Here is a 17,223-nt window from a genome sequence, read left to right on the forward strand (position 1 = left end):
TAATATAACTTTCAACAATACACTTTTGTGCGCAGCTGATGGCCTTAAAAACAACCAAAATTACGCCGACAAAGAAGATCACTATCCATACGGTAAGTGAAGCCCTGCCTCGTGCACATTATCAGCGTTGCCCGCAGTGCGATACGCTTTTTATGTTGCCGAAGATGAAATCGCACCAAAGTGCGTTTTGTCACTGCTGTGACGCCAAAATCCGCGACGGGCGGGACTGGTCGTTGACCCGTCTGGCAGCCATGGCCGTGACGATGCTCTTGCTTATGCCCTTTGCCTGGAGCGAGCCGCTGCTGAAACTTTATCTGCTCGGCGTGCGTATTGATGCCAACGTGCTGCAAGGGATCTGGCAGATGACGCGCCAGGGCGATCCCCTGACCGCCGCAATGGTGCTGTTTTGTACCGTCGGTGCGCCGCTGGTTCTGGTCGCCGCCATCGCCTATCTGTGGCTTGGTAACATTCTTGGGATGAATCTGCGCCCCGTGTTGCTGATGCTCGATAAGCTGAAAGAGTGGGTCATGCTGGACATCTACCTGGTCGGGGTCGGTGTGGCGTCAATTAAAGTGCAGGACTACGCATTTTTGCAGCCCGGCGTTGGGCTGTTCGCCTTCATCTGCCTGGTATTGCTCAGTATTCTGACGCTGATCCATCTGAACGTAGAGCAGCTTTGGGAGCGTTTTTATCCCCAGCGCCCGGCCTCGCGTCCGGATGAAAACCTGCGCGTCTGTTTAGGTTGCCACTATACCGGCTTGCCGGATACACGGGGACGCTGCCCGCGATGCCATATTCCGCTCAGGCTGAGGCGCAACAACAGCCTGCAAAAATGCTGGGCAGCGTTGATTGCTTCCATGGTATTCCTGATCCCGGCTAACATGCTGCCGATTTCAATCATTTACGTGAATGGCGCGCGCCAGGAAGACACCATCCTTTCAGGGATTATCTCCCTCGCCCACAGCAACGTGGGCGTGGCGGCCATTGTGTTTATCGCCAGTATCCTGGTGCCGTTCACCAAAGTGGTGGTGATGTTTACGTTACTTATCAGCATCCATTTTAAATGCGAACAGGGCCTGCGCACACGCATCCTGCTTCTGCGGTTTGTTACCTGGATTGGTCGCTGGTCGATGTTGGATCTGTTCGTGATTTCGTTGATGATGTCGCTCATCAATCGCGATCAGCTGCTTGCTTTTACAATGGGACCCGCAGCTTTTTATTTCGGCTCTGCGGTGATATTGACTATTCTTGCTGTGGAATGGCTGGATAGCCGCTTACTTTGGGATGCACATGAGTCAGGAAACGCCCGCTTCGCCGACTGAAGCGAGAATTAAAACAAAACGCCGCATTTCGCCATTCTGGTTGCTGCCCGTCATCGCCCTGATGATCGCGGGCTGGCTTATCTGGACGAGCTATGAAGATCGCGGAAGTACTGTCACCATTGACTTCCAGACCGCCGACGGTATCGTCGCCGGACGCACCCCTGTTCGCTTCCAGGGGGTGGAAGTCGGTACAGTCCAGGACATCACGCTGGGAAAAGGGCTGAACAAAATTCAGGTGCGAGTCAGTATCAAATCTGACATGCAGGATGCTCTGCGCAGCGAAACGCAGTTCTGGCTGGTGACGCCGAAAGCCTCTCTCGCCGGTGTGTCGGGGCTGGATGCGCTGGTTGGCGGTAACTATATCGGCATGATGCCGGGGAAAGGCGAGCCGCAGGATCACTTTGTGGCGCTCGATACGCAGCCAAAGTACCGACTCAATAACGGCGACCTGATGATCCACCTGCAGGCACCTGACCTGGGTTCACTGAACAGCGGTTCGCTGGTTTACTTCCGCAAAATTCCGGTGGGTCGCGTTTACGATTACGCCATCAACCCGAACAAACAGGGTGTGACCATTGACGTGCTGATCGATCGCCGCTTCACTAACCTGGTGAAAAAAGGCAGCCGCTTCTGGAATGTGTCCGGCGTGGATGCGGACGTCAGCCTGAGCGGTGCAAAAGTGAAGCTGGAAAGCCTGGCGGCGCTGGTGAATGGCGCTATCGCCTTCGATTCCCCGGAAGGGTCCAGCCCTGCCAAAGCCGATGACACCTTTGGACTGTACGCCGACCTGGCCCACAGCCAGCGCGGTGTGATCGTGAAACTTGCCCTGCCCGACGCCAAGGGGCTGAAAGCCGGTTCGACTCCGCTGATGTATCAAGGGCTTGAGGTCGGACAGCTGACGAAGATGACGCTCAATCCCGGCGGTTCGGTAACCGGTGAGATGACCGTTGATCCGAGCGTGGTCGATCTCCTGCGAGAAAAAACGCGTATTGAGATGCGCAGTCCAAAACTGTCGCTGAGTGATGCCAGCATCAGTAGCCTGCTCACGGGCACGACCTTTGAACTTATCCCCGGAGAGGGGCAGCCCAGCAACAGTTTTGTTATTGCCCCGGCGGACAAAGCGCTGCTGCAAAAACCCGGCGTTGTGACCGTTACGCTTAATGCCCCGGAAAGTTACGGCATCGAAGCCGGTCAGCCGCTGATCTTACATGGCGTGCAGGTGGGCCAGGTGCTGGAACGCACCCTGTCGGAAAAAGGGGTCACCTTCTCGGCCGCTATCGATCCGCAGTACAGCGATTTGGTGCATGGTGACAGCAAGTTCGTGGTGAACAGCCGTGTCGATGTGAAGGTCGGTCTGGACGGCGTTGAGTTTCTCGGCGCCAGCGCCAGCGAATGGGTCAACGGCGGGATCCGCATTCTGCCGGGCAATAAAGGCCCCGTGCGGGAGAGTTATCCCCTGTATGCCAATCTGGACAAGGCGATAGAAAACAGCCTGAGCGATCTGCCGACCACCACGCTGACGCTCAGCGCCGAGACGCTGCCAGACGTGCAGGCCGGTTCAGTTGTGCTGTATCGCAAGTTTGAGGTCGGGGAAGTGATCACCGTACGTCCGCACGCGGACGCCTTTGATATCGAACTGCATATCAAGCCGGAATACCGCAAGCTGCTCACCGCAAATAGCGTGTTCTGGGCGGAAGGCGGCGCGAAGGTCCAGCTTAACGGCAGCGGATTAACCGTGCAGGCCTCTCCTCTTTCCCGCGCACTGCGCGGTGCGATTAGCTTCGATAATCTGCCCGGTGCGGGCGGCGATATGCGCAAGGGGGATAAGCGTATCCTCTTCCCGTCTGAGACCGCGGCGCGTGCCGTAGGCGGACAGATTACCCTCCATGCCTTCGATGCGGGGAAACTGGCTGAGGGAATGCCTATTCGCTATCTGGGCATTGATATCGGGCAGATCCAGAAGCTAACGCTGATCACATCGCGCAATGAAGTGCAGGCCACCGCCGTGCTCTATCCGGAGTATGTGCAGACCTTCGCCCGTGCGGGCTCACGTTTCTCCGTTGTCACGCCGCAGATTTCTGCCGCAGGCGTTGAGCATCTCGACACGATTTTGCAGCCCTACATCAACGTTGAAGCCGGTCGAGGCAAAGCCCGTCGTGACTTTGAACTGCAGGAAGCGACGATTACCGACTCGCGCTACCTTGATGGCCTGAGCATTGTGGTCGAAGTCCCGGAAGCCGGTGGACTGTCCATCGGTACACCGGTGCTGTTCCGCGGTATTGAAGTCGGCACCGTGACGGGCCTGACGCTGGGTACCCTTTCGGACCGCGTGATGGTCGCGCTGCGCATTAGCGATCGCTACCAGCACCTGGTACGCAACAACTCCGTATTCTGGCTGGCCTCCGGCTATTCACTGGACTTTGGCCTGACGGGCGGCGTGGTGAAAACCGGTACCTTTAACCAGTTCATACGCGGCGGTATCGCCTTCGCAACGCCACCGGGTACACCGCTGGCACCGAAAGCCCAGCCGGGTAAACACTTCCTGCTACTTGAAAGTGAACCCAAAGAGTGGCGCGAATGGGGAACCGCCCTGCCGCGTTAATCTGAAAGGCTCCGGTGTCAACGCGCCGGAGCCTTTATGCTACACTGCGCGCCTGAATGTTTCCCTGTGGTGTGCCCGTGGCTCAAAACTCCGTATTTCTTCCTGAACAATTCCTGGCGCAGATGCGCGAGGCGCTTCCTTCTCATCTTTCCTTGGATGATTTTATCGCCGCGTGCCAGCGTCCGTTGCGTCGTAGCATCCGCATCAATACGCTCAAAATCAGCGTGGCCGATTTTCTGACGCTGGTGTCGCCGTATGGCTGGCAACTTACGCCGGTGCCATGGTGTGAAGAGGGTTTCTGGATCGAGCGCGACGACGAGGACGCTTTACCGCTGGGCAGCACCGCTGAACACCTGAGCGGACTCTTTTATATTCAGGAAGCGAGTTCGATGCTGCCAGTTGCCGCCCTGTTCGCTGAGGGTAACGCGCCCGAACGCGTGATGGATGTCGCCGCCGCACCCGGCTCAAAAACCACGCAGATTGCCGCACGCATGGGCAACCGCGGGGCAATTCTCGCCAACGAGTTTTCCGCCAGCCGCGTAAAGGTGCTCCACGCCAATATCAGCCGCTGCGGTATCCATAACGTGGCCCTGACGCATTTTGACGGTCGCGTATTCGGTGCCGCCTTGCCGGAGGCATTCGATGCCATTCTGTTGGATGCTCCCTGCTCCGGCGAGGGCGTGGTGCGCAAAGATCCTGATGCACTCAAAAACTGGTCGGTGGAAAGCAACCTGGATATCGCTGCCACGCAGCGCGAGCTGATTGAGAGTGCGTTTCACGCGTTGCGTCCTGGCGGCACGCTGGTCTACTCAACGTGCACCTTAAACCGCGATGAGAACGAAGAGGTTTGTCTGTGGTTGAAAGCGCAATACCCGGATGCGGTCGAGTTCTTGCCCCTTAATGACTTATTCCCCACGGCACATGAGGCGGCCACGCCCGACGGTTTTCTCCACGTGTTCCCACAAATTTACGACTGCGAAGGGTTCTTTGTCGCACGTCTGCGTAAAACGCAGGCGGTGGCTCCCCTGCCAATACCAAAATTCAAAGTCGGTAATTTCCCGTTTGCGCCGCTTAAAGGTCGCGATGCCGCGCAGCTTGAAGCCGCCGCCAACAAGGTTGGGCTGGTCTGGGACGAGAGTTTGCACCTCTGGATACGTGATAAAGAGATATGGCTGTTCCCGGCACACATTGAGCCGCTTATCGGTAAAGTCCGCTTTTCCCGTATCGGTATCCGCCTGGCGGAAGTACACAACAAAGGGTACCGCTGGCAGCACGAGGCGGTTATTGCGCTGGCGGGTAGCGACAACACCTTTGAGTTGACGCATCAGGAAGCCGAAGAGTGGTATCGCGGCCGTGATGTTTACCCTGAGAGCACCCCGTCGCAGGATGAGGTCATTGTCACGTATCAGGGGTTCCCGCTGGGGCTGGCGAAAAAGATCGGGTCACGGCTGAAAAATAATTATCCGCGCGAGCTGGTTCGTGATGGTCGCTTGTTTACAGGTAACACTCGCACCGACTAAAAAAGCGCATTTTTTTACTGGCGATTTTGCTCTCCTTGTCTAGGCTAAAAAATGGATGCCCGTACTGGTCATACCAGATTTTTGCAACGAACCCGGAGAGCACTATGACGAAAACCAGCGTGCGTATTGGCGCTTTTGAAATCGACGACGCAGAATTGCGCGGCGAAGCACAAGGCGATCGAACGTTAAGTATTCCCTGCAAATCCGACCCGGATTTGTGCATGCAACTGGATGCCTGGGATGCCGACACCAGCGTCCCGGCTATCCTTGATGGAGAACACTCAGTCCTTTACCGCGAGCATTACGACCGTAACACCGATGCCTGGGTCTTGCGTCTTGCCTGACCTAAAGTGAACCCGCCCGAAGGCGGGTTATTTATTACTGCAGCTGAACCAGCGTAAGGAAGCCATCGAACACCGCACCGGTGTCGATATAGTGCAGATTGTTAAAGTCATAGCGTTTATCCAGTGGCGTATGACCGAACCAGAAATGATCCGCCCCCTGGATCCCCTGCCCTTTACCCACCATAAACCCCATTAAACGGTCACGATCCCACAGCACACGCTGCAGGCTCACCGGTTTGTTCCAGACGTACGCCTCTGCCGGATAATCCGCGTGGGCGACAACATTCAGACCGTTCACACAGGTTATTTCAATAATATGCGGTAAGTCCCGACACGCTTCGAGTAACGTTAGTGCGTGTGTTTTGTCCTGGAGCGTTGAAAACCAACTACCGCCATTCATCGTCCAGAGAGCAAAATCATTACTTTCAAGTGCATCCAGCGCCATTTGTTCATGATTCCCGCGCACTGCCCGAAACCATTTTTCATGCAGAAGCTGTAAACACTTCACACTATCGGGACCGCGATCGATGATATCCCCTACGGAAATCAGCAGATCCGCACAGGGATCAAAATGGCGACGTTGCAGTTCGTCCATGAGCCATTGATAGCAGCCATGAATATCGCTAACAACCCAGACGTGACGCCAGTTTTTACCCTCAATTCTCTGATACATAACGCCTCCTTTGAGAAGTATAGCTGCCGCTGAAATTCGCCTGCGCAGGCGTCAGTTACCCGCAGTTGTCTTTCGCCAACTACGCACAAGAATTTAACAAAACAGTCAAAAAGGGCTGGACTTAGGCCTGCCGTGTTGTGGTATGTTTGAACCAGGCGTACAGGAAGTGTGCTTTCTGCAGAAGCCGATAATTGGATTTTATCGTTTACTTTCATGCAGATAAAAAGAGACCGAATACGATTCCTGTATTCGGTCCAGGGAAATGGCTCTTGGGAGAGAGCCGTGCGCTAAAAGTTGGCATTAATGCAGGCTAAGTCGCCTTGCCTTTTAAGAATAGATGACGACGCCAGGTTTTCCAGTCCACGGTTAAAGTGGCCTGAAAAAAAGCGTCGGAGCATCATTAAACGTAAAAAACCGCAGTGCTTTCGCTAGCATCTGCGGTTTTTTATTGGAAACATTGGCGTTAGCAGAGTTTATCTGCGCGCTCAATAAACGGTGCCAGGCTCATCTTCTGGCCAGGTTTAGCGGGATCGTCAATCTGGATAATGCTAATCGGTTGTCCGTTACTCTTACCGCTGGCAACCTGCTGCTCTGCGGTATCGTTTAACGGGTATTGCACCAGCGTGCTTGGGTTGATCGCGTACAGGGCGTGGCCAGGACGGCAGGTCAGCATCACCTCTTCACGATTGAAGGCCCATTTTTCCTTACCCACCTCAAAACGGCTGACGGTGATCACCTGCGGCGCTGCCAGCGCACTTCCGGTGCAGGCCAACAGTAAAAGAGAAAGTAGTGTCTTTTTCATATGTCTTTAAACCTTGTCAAAAGGGTTCCCAGGTCGCAAACAGACTGACCGTGGCCAGTACCAACGCGCCCAGCACCACTTCTGCCTGTGTCATCCTGATAAAAAGGGTTTGCTCCCATCCGGCATCCGGGCGAAAGCGTGGCACCAGAAAATACCGATTCGCCAGCGCAATTACCACCATCAACGCCACCAGCGCACATTTGAACAACAACATTTTTACGTAGCCCGTCTGCCAGGGCACATTGATGCCGGTAATAAACAGCGCGTTAATGATACCCGTGAATATCACGCCAGCCACGGCATAGTGCCCCACGCGGGAAAAACGCATCATGGTATAGACCGCCGCCGTCTGCCAGCGTCCGCTCGAGAGACGCATACAAAACAGCAGCGGCAGCAATCCGCCAAGCCAGGTTGCCGCGCAGAGGAGATGGATCGCATGATTAAGGCGGTGCAGTGCTCCAGGCGCTCCGTCATCCATTGCCGCATGCCCGACACCCGCCAGCAGGACAAACTGCCCCATCGCAAGCAGAAACAGTCGCGAACCTTTTTGGGGTGCCAGCCACGCGGCACCGGCGGTGATGATGGCCAGAATGATTTGCCACAGCCAGACACCGCCAAACTGCGTCCCCAGCACGCTTCGCCAGATATCCGCACTCAGCACATCAGGCCAGCCGTTGCCCATCATTCCGCCTTGCACCGCAAACATCAGGAGTGCGGTCACCAGGCTGATTAACGCGGCCATTTTCTGCTGCGCCTGAAAGCGTCGCAGCATCAGGCGTTGCAGTGACGACGGCGAAAACCAGACGCTGTAGAGCGCATTGCCAAAAATCAGCATCAACGCGCCGAAATGGATGAAGCGTAACGCCACGTAGACCAGCGCCAGCATATTACTTCACGCTAAAGTGATAGCTGCCTTTGGTTTTGTGGCCATCAACCGAGACCACATGCCAGTCCACCTGATAGGTGCCCGCCGCCAGCGGCTGTTCCAGTGGCACAACCAGCCGGGCGTTGTCTTTTTCATCCCGCTTCACGGTACCGGTTTTCATCAACTGCTGTTGCGCATCGGTCACCACAACGCCGCTAAATGCCGGTTCAATACCTTCGGAGAAGTTCAGCGTAAGGGTCTGCGGGGCCGCTACCTGAGTATTGGCCGCCGGGGATTGCTGTTTGAGATGCGCGTGAGCCAGAACGGCGGGCGTCACTGCCGATGCGATCAATAAAGTGAGCGCACGCACCGCGCGGGAAGAGGAGAAATCCATCACAATCATTCCTTTTTGTTATGCCTGTAAGGTAAAGAATAACGCTGTATAATAAACGAGTCGAGGATCATCCTCCCTTCGCTTGTCATCGTCATCCAATCGCGGTAACGTTGCCACCGCATAAAAAGGAGAAGGTAATGAACATTAATCTGGCTGCCCTTCCTCAGGACGAGATGGACAAAGTCAATGTCGATCTCGCTGCCGCTGGCGTGGCATTTAAAGAACGCTACAACATGCCCATCGTGGCTGAAGTTGTCGAGCGTGAACAACCCGCGCACCTGCGCGACTGGTTTCGCGAACGCCTGATTGCGCATCGCCTGGCCTCGGTTAATCTCTCGCGACTGCCGTACGAACCGAAAGTTAAATAAGCTTAACGACGCATTACACTTCCTTACGCGGATTATGGCAGGATAAGAAAACCCTTAGTTAATTAGGTGTATTCTTAAATCCCGGCGACTCAGTGTATAAGGAAGTCACGATGTCTCGATGGAATATTGCAGCAGCTCAATATGCCGCACAGCACCCCAGTGTCGATAGCCACGTAAAACACCACCTCCGTTTCATTGACGAAGCGGCGCGACAGCAGTGTCAGTTGCTGGTGTTTCCTGAACTCTCATTAACAGGCCCCGGCGAGGCTGACCTGCCCGCGCCGCCCGACGATCTGCAGCTTGCCCCACTCCTTTACGCCGCGCAGTCACACAATATAACGGTTATTGCAGGGCTGACGCTCGTTCATCAGGGCCAGCGTCAGAAAGGACTCGCCCTCTTCACGCCCCATCTTGATACTGTCCTCCGTTATCCTCAGGGAAGCGGTGCAAGCCTGATCCCAGGGGATAAACAGCTCACCATTATCGATACCCAGTCAGACACCCCTAACCTCGATCCGCAAGCCACGTTATTTACCAGCTGCCAGGCGGTGGGCGATAACCGCTGGCGGCAGTCCATCAGCACATTGCAGCGCTTCGCGCATAAGTATGCCATTGCGGTATTGATGGCCAACGCCCGCAGCGGCAGTGCATTATGGGATGAAAAAGGTCAGCTGATCGTTCGTGCCGACAAAGGCGAACTGCTCTTAACCGGATCTCTTGGCAGACAGGGTTGGCAAGGCGATATCATTCCTTTAGGCTAAGCGTTTTAGGGTCAGGAGCGATCAATGCTGCGCGTCATCGATACCGAAACCTGCGATCTGCAGGGCGGAATAGTAGAAGTGGCTTCAGTCGATGTGGTTGACGGAAAGATAGTCAACCCGATGAGCCACCTGGTGCGTCCCGACCGTCCGATAAGTCCGCAGGCGATGGCAATCCATCGCATTACGGAGTCGATGGTGGCGGACAAGCCATGGATTGAAGAGATCATACCGCATTATTACGGCAGCCCGTGGTATGTCGCACATAACGCCAGCTTTGATCGTCGCGTTCTTCCGGAAATGCCGGGCGAATGGATTTGCACCATGAAGCTGGCTCGTCGACTGTGGCCGGGGATTAAATACAGCAATATGGCGCTGTATAAATCCCGCAAGCTCAGCGTCAGGACGCCCGAGGGGCTGCACCATCACCGCGCCCTCTATGACTGCTATATCACCGCCGCGTTGCTGATTGATATTATGAATATCTCTGGCTGGACGCCGGATGATATGGCAACCATCACCGGACGCCCTGCGTTACTGACCACCTTTACCTTTGGGAAATATCGCGGCAAACCGGTGTCGGAAGTGGCGGATAAAGATCCGGGTTATCTGCGCTGGCTGTATAACAACCTCGACAGAATGAGCCCGGAGCTTCGCCTGACGCTGAAGCACTATCTGGGCGACGCCTAACGTTCTGCGCGGCCTGGCAGCGTATCCTGCGCCAGGCCAATCAGGAACGCGTACTCCAGCGCGACGCCTTCATAAGATTTAAATCGCCCTGATTTCCCCCCGTGCCCGGAGTCCATGTCGGTACAGAGCAGCAGCAGATTATCGTCGGTTTTCAGTTCACGCAGTTTCGCCACCCACTTTGCAGGTTCCCAGTATTGCACCTGTGAATCATGCAGGCCGGTGGTGACCAGCAGATGCGGATACGCTTTCGCCTCCACGTTATCGTAGGGGCTGTACTCTTTCATGTAGCGATAATAGATTTCGTCCTGAGGATTCCCCCACTCTTCAAATTCACCCGTGGTTAACGGGATGGACTCATCCAGCATGGTGGTCACCACATCGACAAACGGAACCTGCGCAATGATGCCCTTAAAGCGCTCAGGGCGCTGATTAATCACGGCCCCCATCAGCATGCCGCCCGCGCTTCCTCCCATCCCAAAGCAGAGCGTCGGGTCGCCATAGCCTTGTTCGATGAGGGCATCGCAGACGTCGAGATAGTCGTTGAAGGTGTTTTTCTTCTTCAGGAATTTCCCCTCTTCATACCAGTGCTGGCCCAGTTCACCGCCACCGCGCACGTGGGCAATAGCATAGACAAAGCCACGGTCGAGAAGGCTCAAACGGCTTCCGCTGAAATCCGCATCCATACTGGAGCCGTAGGAACCGTAGCCGTAAACCAGAAGAGGGTTTTTACCCTTTTTAAAATGCGCCTTGTGATACACCAGGGAGACCGGCACCTCAACGCCATCGCGGGCGGTCACCCACAGGTGTTCGCTGCGGTAGTTATCCGACTCAAATCCTTTTACCTCAGCCTGTTTAATCACCTGGCGCTGCCCGGTATCCATATCCAGTTCAAACAGGGTGTCCGGCGTCGTCATAGAAGAGTAGCCATAACGCAGGCGCGACGATTCCGGTTCAGGGTTGAAGCCAATCCACGTGACATAGGCCGGATCGTCGAAGGCAATTCCCACGACTTCCCGCGTTTTCCTGTTGATTTGGCGGATACTGGTCAACCCCCGCTGACGCTCTTCCACCACCAGCCAGTCGGTAAACAGCGTAAAGCCTTCCAGCATCACATGTTCCCGCGCGGGGATCAGCACCTCCCACTTGCGCTCATCACGCACTTTGGTCTTGTAGAGGCCGAAGTTTTTACCCTCGCGATTCGATCGCAGGTAAAAACTGTGCTGAAAATGGTCAAGACTGTACTCATGATCTTTGCGGCGCGGCAAGAAGCAGAGCGGCTGCGCATCAGGCAGCTCAGCATCCAGCAGCAGGACTTCCGAGGTGGTGGCGCTGGCCAGGTAAATAATCACATAGTGACGCGATGAGGTTTTGTGCAGGCTGACGTAAAATGTTTCGTCTTTCTCTTCATACACCAGTTCATCATCGGCAGAATCCGTCCCTACGGTGTGCCGCCAGACCTGATAAGGCAGCAGCGTGGACGCATGCTTTTTGACGTAGTAGACCGTTTCAGAATCATTCGCCCAGACAAAATCCGGGGAGATATTCTCCAGCATTTCCGGATACCAGTTCCCGGACTCGAGATTGCGGAAGCGCAGGCCGTACTGTCGGCGAGAAAGATAGTCTTCAGCAAGCGCCATAATGGCGTTATCTGGCGACACCGACATACCGCCCAGCGTATAGAATTCACTGTGAGCGGCACGCTGGTTGGCGTCCAGCAGGATTTCCCATTCGTCCCATTCGGCACATAGCACCGACTGGCGCTGATAGATGGGGTATTCATTGCCGGGCTCATAAATATGACGGTAGCGATAACCGTTTTTGGTCCAGGGGGCAGATACATCGCGCTGGGGAATACGCTGCACCATTTCGTTCAGCAGCTGGTCCTGTAGCGCCTGCTGGCTGGACATGACCTTGCGGCCATAATCGTTTTCCTGGTGCAGATAGTCGAGCACGTCTGGCTGGGAACGCGAGTCATCCCGCAGCCAGTAATAGTGGTCTATGCGCGTATCACCATGCGTGGTGATCGCATAAGGAGTGCGTCGGGCTTTCGGTGGCATGTCATGATTCTTTTGAGTTTTACACCCTATAAGGTTGGCAAAACACGCGCATGATGCAAGCGAAACATGACCACATCAGATGATTACCCGGCCTGTAACGTCTGTTTTTGCTGCTGAATATCCTGCTCAATGCCCTCACGAACATCCTGAGGGATCTTCAGCGCATCGCCGAGCGCATTGAGGTAGCTGCGCTCCATAAAGTGATCGACATCGATAGCCGCGCAGCTCAGAAAATAGAGTTCCAGCGCCTCTTCTTCGTTCTTCACGCTTTGCGCCAGACGCTGGGGATCGAGAGGCTGTTCGATGGCCTGTGCAACCAGCGCTCTCCCCTGCTCTTCCACACCGGCCTCACGCATTTGCTGCTCTATCGCCGCACGCTCTTTGCTATCAATATGCCCGTCGCTTTTGGCCGCAAATACCAGCGCCAGAATGAGCCGCTCTGTTCGGAGATCCAGCGGTGTGACATGCTCGCCGTATTGCGGTTCACCCTGATGCGCGGTGCGCACTTTGTCCTTGTATTTGTTCCACAGGACGGTACCCGCAATGGCTCCGCCCCCCGCCAGGAGCGCGCCAGTGCCATATTTTGCCAGCAGCTTACGCGATGACTTATTGGCGACCAGCAGCCCCGCCAGTCCTCCCAGCGCGCCCGGCACCAGGAGCTTGCTGAGTCCTTGCTCACCCGACGACACGCCTTTCTGACCCAGCATGGATTGCAGTTGATTTAACCAGCCTGACATAATTTCCCTCACTTAACGGTGCATATGCTCACAGCCTAAGCGAGTGGGTGTCAGGAAATGTCTGCCGGCACTAAAGAAGCGCAAATTCTTACGTGATGAAACGCCCCGTGCGCAAGACAGACGCAAACGTTTTCGTTTATACTGCCCGCAACTTTTTCAGGGGGATTTTTATGACTCGTTTAGGAACCGCGCTGCGACCTGCGGCGACACGTGTGATGCTTTTGGGCTCGGGTGAACTGGGTAAAGAGGTCGCTATTGAATGCCAGCGTTTGGGCATTGAAGTCATTGCCGTAGACCGTTATGCCGATGCCCCCGCGATGCACGTTGCCCATCGTTCTTATGTCATTAACATGCTGGATGGCGATGCCCTTCGCAAGCTGATTACGCGTGAGAAACCCGATTTTGTCGTGCCGGAAATTGAAGCCATTGCCACCGACACGCTCATTGCTCTTGAACAGGAAGGTCAGCGCGTGGTGCCCTGTGCCAACGCAGCAAAGCTGACCATGAACCGCGAGGGCATTCGCCGCCTGGCCGCAGAAGAGCTGGAGTTGCCCACGTCGAGCTACCGTTTTGCTGGCGATAAAGGCGCGTTCCTGCAGGCCGTAGAGGAGATTGGCTACCCGTGCATCATTAAGCCGGTGATGAGCTCCTCCGGTAAAGGACAGAGCTTTATTCGTGACAGCAGCGCGCTGGATAAGGCGTGGGATTATGCCCAGCAGGGCGGTCGTGCCGGAGCCGGTCGTGTGATCGTTGAGGGCGTCGTGAAGTTTGATTTCGAAATCACTCTGCTCACCGTTAGCGCTGTTGATGGCGTCCATTTCTGCGACCCGATTGGCCACCGTCAGGAAGACGGCGATTACCGTGAATCCTGGCAGCCGCAGCAGATGAGCGCTCTGGCGCTGGAGCGCGCACAGGAGATCGCCCGCAGGACCGTCCTGGCGCTCGGCGGCTATGGCCTCTTCGGCGTAGAGCTGTTTGTTTGCGGCGACGAGGTGATTTTCAGCGAAGTCTCCCCTCGCCCGCATGATACCGGCATGGTGACGCTTATTTCGCAGGATCTCTCCGAGTTCGCCCTGCACGTGCGCGCTTTCCTCGGCCTGCCTGTTGGCGGCATTCGCCAGTACGGTCCTGCGGCATCGGCAGTGATCCTGCCCGAGTTGACCAGCCGGAACGTGACGTTTGATAACGTCGACGCAGCGGTAGGTGCAGGATTGCAGATCCGTTTGTTCGGCAAGCCGGAGATCGACGGAACTCGTCGTTTGGGCGTAGCGTTAGCCACCGGGGATAACGTTGACGACGCCGTGGAGAGAGCGAAAGCGGCCGCTGCGAACGTCAAGGTAGAGGGATAAAAAAACGGGCCAAAAGGCCCGTTTTTCATGCTGCGATTAACTTACTGTTTCGCACCTTCAACCGCTTCGCGAGCCAGTTTGGTGATGCGATCCCAGTCGCCGGCTTCCAGCGCATCCGCTGGCACCAGCCATGAACCGCCGATACACAGTACGCTTTTCAGCGCCAGGTAGTCACGGTAGTTGGCAGGAGAGATACCGCCGGTCGGGCAGAAACGCACCTGAGAGAATGGACCCGCAATCGCCTGCAGCGCTTTGGTGCCGCCGTTCGCTTCAGCCGGGAAGAATTTAAACTCTTTCAGACCGTAATCCATGCCCAGCATCAGTTCAGACACGGTGCTGATACCAGGGATCAGAGGAATAGAACCTTCGGTTGCCGCTTTCAGCAGAGGCTCAGTCAGTCCCGGGCTGATCGCGAACTGAGCACCGGCTTCCGTCACTTCTGCCAGTTGCTGCGCATTCAGAACGGTACCCGCACCGATGATGGCATCCGGCACTTCTTTGGCGATAGCGCGGATAGCGTCCATCGCACACGCGGTGCGCAGGGTCACTTCCAGGACGCGAACGCCGCCCGCAACCAGCGCTTTCGCCATTGGGACAGCGTGCTCCAGTTTGTTCACCACGATGACCGGCACGACAGGGCCAGTGGTCAGGATTGCTTCTGCACTTGTTTTCCAGTTTTTCATCAGAGTTTTCTCTCGCCAGATCGTTAAAAACACGTCGTCTTAAAACGTAATACAGGTTGCGCCCTGCTCTGCGCCGGACAGCTTCTCGCGCAGCGCGCCAAACATTTCGCGTCCGGTACCCACGCGCGATGCGCTCAGGTCAGGAATATGAGGCTGACGTGCTGCCAGCTCTGCATCATCGACCAGCAGGGTTAACTCACCTGTCTGGCCGTTCACGCGGATCATGTCACCGTCACGCACTTTCGCCAGCAAACCACCGTCGTAGGCTTCCGGGGTCACATGGATGGCAGAGGGCACTTTACCCGATGCGCCAGAGAGGCGTCCATCGGTCACCAGCGCGATTTTGAAACGGCGGTCCAATAATACACCAAGTGGTGGCATAAGTTTATGTAATTCTGGCATCCCGTTGGCTTTTGGCCCCTGATGACGCACCACCACCACGCAGTCTTTATCAAGCAGGCCCGCGTCAAAGGCAGGCAGCACGTCGTGCTGGCTTTCGAACACCACCGCAGGCGCTTCGATAATCTGGTTCTCTTCCGGGACGGCAGAGGTCTTCATGACTGCACGACCGAGGTTACCGCTCAGCACTTTGGTGCCACCGTGACGCGAGAACGGCTGTTCGAAGGTCGCGATTACCTGAGGATCGAGAGAGTCGCTCGCCCCTTCGCGCCAGTCCAGCTCGCCGTTGTTCAGCCACGGCTCAAGGGTATAACGCTGCAGGCCAAAGCCCGCCACCGTGTTCACGTCTTCATGCAGCAGACCGCCTTTCAGCAGCTCGCGCATCAGAACAGGAACGCCGCCCGCCGCCTGGAAGTGGTTGATGTCTGCCGGACCATTCGGGTACAGGCGCGCCATCAGCGGCACGACGGAGGAGATGTCGGAGAAGTCATCCCAGTTGATCAGGATACCCGCCGCGCGCGCCATCGCGACCAGGTGCATGGTGTGGTTGGTTGAACCACCGGTTGCCAGCAGCGCAACAATCCCGTTGACGATGACTTTCTCATCAACCATTTTGCCCATCGGCATCCAGTCGTTGCCGTTCCCGGTCAGACGCGTCACCTGACGCGCCGCGGCTTCAGTCAACGCCTTGCGCAGCGGCACATCCGGCTGGATAAAGGACGAGCCTGGAAGCTGCATCCCCATGAACTCCACCACCATCTGGTTGGTGTTGGCCGTACCGTAGAAGGTACAGGTGCCCGGCGCATGGTAGGAGGCGGCTTCCGCTTCCAGCAGCGCCTGACGATCGGCTTTGCCTTCCGCGTAGAGCTGGCGGATACGCACTTTTTCTTTATTTGGCAGACCGCTCGCCATCGGGCCGGACGGCACGAAAATCGCGGGCAGATGACCAAATGACAGCGCCGCCATCACCAGGCCAGGGACGATCTTGTCGCATACGCCGAGATAGAGCGCTCCATCGAACATATTGTGAGACAGGCCCACCGCCGCGGACATCGCAATCACTTCGCGGCTCAGCAGCGACAGCTCCATCCCGTCCTGTCCCTGCGTCACGCCGTCGCACATGGCGGGCACACCGCCTGCCACCTGACCCACGGCATTTACGCTGTGCAGCGCGTTACGAATGATAGTGGGATAGACCTCATACGGCTGGTGTGCGGAGAGCATATCGTTGTAGGAGGTGATGATGGCGATATTGTTACGCAGCATGCTTTTCAGCGAATCTTTATCACCCGGCTGGCAGGCGGCGAAACCGTGCGCGAGGTTACCGCAGGCCAGCTGCGAACGGTGGACGGTCTCACTCTTTGCTTGTTCAATACGGGCGAGGTAGGCGGAACGGGTCTCTTTCGAGCGTTCAATGATGCGTTGTGTTACGCGTAACAATGTCGGATTCATAAAAGCTCCTCTAATTTATTTGTCTGGGCTCGGGAGTTTACAAAGTCGCTGGCAGTTGTTAACAACGCTGAAACGCTTGCTGTCCGGAGCTCAAGGGCAAAATCGCTTCCGGCAGTGTAATAAAAAAAGCTCCGCGGGTGAATCCACGCGGAGCTTAAAAGTTTAAAAAATGTGCCACTAGCTGTGTTAGATCATGTTACCGGTAAAA

Annotated in this window: 16 protein-coding genes; 8 read left to right on the forward strand and 8 right to left on the reverse strand. The window is 55.9% G+C overall.

All coding sequences use genetic code 11. The features are described 5' to 3' along the window. Window positions 1-38: 38 nt before the first annotated feature. The 4 genes from yebS (at window position 39) to ACTJJA_RS09090 (ending at window position 5,788) form a co-directional block, all read left to right on the forward strand. The gene (gene yebS, locus ACTJJA_RS09075; RefSeq protein WP_440667521.1) at window positions 39-1,322 is read left to right on the forward strand and encodes a membrane integrity lipid transport subunit YebS; all 1,284 of its coding nucleotides are present in this window, start codon (window positions 39-41) and stop codon (window positions 1,320-1,322) included. Beyond that, on the forward strand, window positions 1,291-3,924 hold the full coding sequence (locus ACTJJA_RS09080; RefSeq protein ID WP_440667523.1) for an MlaD family protein: 2,634 nt from the start codon (window positions 1,291-1,293) through the stop codon (window positions 3,922-3,924). Before yebS ends, ACTJJA_RS09080 begins: the two co-directional genes overlap by 32 nt. A 56-nt stretch (window positions 3,925-3,980) precedes the next feature. Beyond that, the gene (gene rsmF / locus ACTJJA_RS09085) at window positions 3,981-5,444 is read left to right on the forward strand and encodes a 16S rRNA (cytosine(1407)-C(5))-methyltransferase RsmF (RefSeq protein ID WP_440667525.1); all 1,464 of its coding nucleotides are present in this window, start codon (window positions 3,981-3,983) and stop codon (window positions 5,442-5,444) included. A gap of 104 nt (window positions 5,445-5,548) precedes the next feature. After that, the gene (locus ACTJJA_RS09090; protein WP_042717979.1) at window positions 5,549-5,788 is read left to right on the forward strand and encodes a YebV family protein; all 240 of its coding nucleotides are present in this window, start codon (window positions 5,549-5,551) and stop codon (window positions 5,786-5,788) included. Between the two features lie 34 nt (window positions 5,789-5,822). Here ACTJJA_RS09090 and pphA read toward each other — a convergent pair whose 3' ends face one another. From pphA to yobA, 4 genes are all read right to left on the reverse strand, one after another. Continuing rightward, the gene (gene pphA / locus ACTJJA_RS09095) at window positions 5,823-6,461 is read right to left on the reverse strand and encodes a protein-serine/threonine phosphatase (protein ID WP_440667527.1); all 639 of its coding nucleotides are present in this window, start codon (window positions 6,459-6,461) and stop codon (window positions 5,823-5,825) included. A 463-nt stretch (window positions 6,462-6,924) separates the two neighbouring features. Then, complete coding sequence (locus tag ACTJJA_RS09100) at window positions 6,925-7,263, reverse strand: YebY family protein (RefSeq protein ID WP_010432621.1); 339 nt, start codon at window positions 7,261-7,263, stop codon at window positions 6,925-6,927. Window positions 7,264-7,279: 16 nt separating this feature from the next. Continuing rightward, a complete protein-coding gene (copD, locus tag ACTJJA_RS09105) occupies window positions 7,280-8,149 on the reverse strand; it encodes a copper homeostasis membrane protein CopD (protein WP_440667530.1) in 870 nt (289 codons plus the stop codon). A 1-nt stretch (window position 8,150) separates the two neighbouring features. Next, window positions 8,151-8,522: a CopC domain-containing protein YobA gene (gene yobA, locus ACTJJA_RS09110; RefSeq protein ID WP_440667728.1), complete on the reverse strand. Its 372-nt coding sequence runs from the start codon at window positions 8,520-8,522 to the stop codon at window positions 8,151-8,153. Window positions 8,523-8,659: 137 nt separating this feature from the next. On the opposite strand from yobA, the gene ACTJJA_RS09115 reads away from it, so the two are divergent. The 3 genes from ACTJJA_RS09115 (at window position 8,660) to exoX (ending at window position 10,338) form a co-directional block, all read left to right on the forward strand. Further along, complete coding sequence (locus ACTJJA_RS09115; RefSeq protein ID WP_010432616.1) at window positions 8,660-8,890, forward strand: DNA polymerase III subunit theta; 231 nt, start codon at window positions 8,660-8,662, stop codon at window positions 8,888-8,890. Between the two features lie 110 nt (window positions 8,891-9,000). Beyond that, window positions 9,001-9,651, forward strand: coding sequence for a nitrilase-related carbon-nitrogen hydrolase (locus ACTJJA_RS09120; protein WP_440667532.1), 651 nt, complete (start codon window positions 9,001-9,003; stop codon window positions 9,649-9,651). Window positions 9,652-9,675: 24 nt separating this feature from the next. Continuing rightward, window positions 9,676-10,338, forward strand: a complete 663-nt coding sequence (gene exoX, locus ACTJJA_RS09125) for an exodeoxyribonuclease X (protein WP_010432611.1) — start codon at window positions 9,676-9,678, stop codon at window positions 10,336-10,338. Here the strand turns inward: exoX and ptrB are convergent. Next, window positions 10,335-12,395 carry an oligopeptidase B gene (ptrB, locus tag ACTJJA_RS09130; RefSeq protein WP_440667535.1) on the reverse strand — a complete coding sequence of 687 codons (2,061 nt, stop codon included), beginning with the start codon at window positions 12,393-12,395 and terminating at the stop codon, window positions 10,335-10,337. The genes exoX and ptrB overlap by 4 nt on opposite strands. Before the next feature lie 83 nt (window positions 12,396-12,478). Continuing rightward, a complete protein-coding gene (locus ACTJJA_RS09135; RefSeq protein WP_336666879.1) occupies window positions 12,479-13,132 on the reverse strand; it encodes a tellurite resistance TerB family protein in 654 nt (217 codons plus the stop codon). A 170-nt stretch (window positions 13,133-13,302) separates the two neighbouring features. On the opposite strand from ACTJJA_RS09135, the gene purT reads away from it, so the two are divergent. Then, entirely contained in the window at window positions 13,303-14,481 is a 1,179-nt protein-coding gene (gene purT / locus ACTJJA_RS09140; protein WP_440667537.1) for a formate-dependent phosphoribosylglycinamide formyltransferase, read from the forward strand. Between the two features lie 41 nt (window positions 14,482-14,522). On the opposite strand, the gene kdgA is transcribed toward purT, so the two are convergent. Next, the gene (gene kdgA, locus ACTJJA_RS09145) at window positions 14,523-15,164 is read right to left on the reverse strand and encodes a bifunctional 4-hydroxy-2-oxoglutarate aldolase/2-dehydro-3-deoxy-phosphogluconate aldolase (RefSeq protein WP_006811025.1); all 642 of its coding nucleotides are present in this window, start codon (window positions 15,162-15,164) and stop codon (window positions 14,523-14,525) included. A 39-nt stretch (window positions 15,165-15,203) separates the two neighbouring features. Next, window positions 15,204-17,015, reverse strand: a complete 1,812-nt coding sequence (gene edd / locus ACTJJA_RS09150) for a phosphogluconate dehydratase (RefSeq protein WP_440667540.1) — start codon at window positions 17,013-17,015, stop codon at window positions 15,204-15,206. Window positions 17,016-17,223: the final 208 nt, after the last annotated feature.

It is taken from the genome of Enterobacter sp. 22452, assembly GCF_052045065.1.
GTDB lineage: Bacteria > Pseudomonadota > Gammaproteobacteria > Enterobacterales > Enterobacteriaceae > Enterobacter > Enterobacter mori.

Coding starts and splice junctions, on each gene's coding strand:
- yebS (WP_440667521.1), top strand. CDS start 39: ATGGCCTTAAAAACAACCAAAATTACGCCGACAAAGAAGATCACTATC.
- ACTJJA_RS09120 (WP_440667532.1), top strand. CDS start 9,001: ATGTCTCGATGGAATATTGCAGCAGCTCAATATGCCGCACAGCACCCC.
- ACTJJA_RS09135 (WP_336666879.1), bottom strand. CDS start 13,132: ATGTCAGGCTGGTTAAATCAACTGCAATCCATGCTGGGTCAGAAAGGC.
- rsmF (WP_440667525.1), top strand. CDS start 3,981: ATGTTTCCCTGTGGTGTGCCCGTGGCTCAAAACTCCGTATTTCTTCCT.
- copD (WP_440667530.1), bottom strand. CDS start 8,149: ATGCTGGCGCTGGTCTACGTGGCGTTACGCTTCATCCATTTCGGCGCG.
- ACTJJA_RS09115 (WP_010432616.1), top strand. CDS start 8,660: ATGAACATTAATCTGGCTGCCCTTCCTCAGGACGAGATGGACAAAGTC.
- edd (WP_440667540.1), bottom strand. CDS start 17,015: ATGAATCCGACATTGTTACGCGTAACACAACGCATCATTGAACGCTCG.
- ptrB (WP_440667535.1), bottom strand. CDS start 12,395: ATGCCACCGAAAGCCCGACGCACTCCTTATGCGATCACCACGCATGGT.
- yobA (WP_440667728.1), bottom strand. CDS start 8,522: ATGGATTTCTCCTCTTCCCGCGCGGTGCGTGCGCTCACTTTATTGATC.
- pphA (WP_440667527.1), bottom strand. CDS start 6,461: ATGTATCAGAGAATTGAGGGTAAAAACTGGCGTCACGTCTGGGTTGTT.
- kdgA (WP_006811025.1), bottom strand. CDS start 15,164: ATGAAAAACTGGAAAACAAGTGCAGAAGCAATCCTGACCACTGGCCCT.
- purT (WP_440667537.1), top strand. CDS start 13,303: ATGACTCGTTTAGGAACCGCGCTGCGACCTGCGGCGACACGTGTGATG.
- exoX (WP_010432611.1), top strand. CDS start 9,676: ATGCTGCGCGTCATCGATACCGAAACCTGCGATCTGCAGGGCGGAATA.
- ACTJJA_RS09100 (WP_010432621.1), bottom strand. CDS start 7,263: ATGAAAAAGACACTACTTTCTCTTTTACTGTTGGCCTGCACCGGAAGT.
- ACTJJA_RS09090 (WP_042717979.1), top strand. CDS start 5,549: ATGACGAAAACCAGCGTGCGTATTGGCGCTTTTGAAATCGACGACGCA.
- ACTJJA_RS09080 (WP_440667523.1), top strand. CDS start 1,291: ATGAGTCAGGAAACGCCCGCTTCGCCGACTGAAGCGAGAATTAAAACA.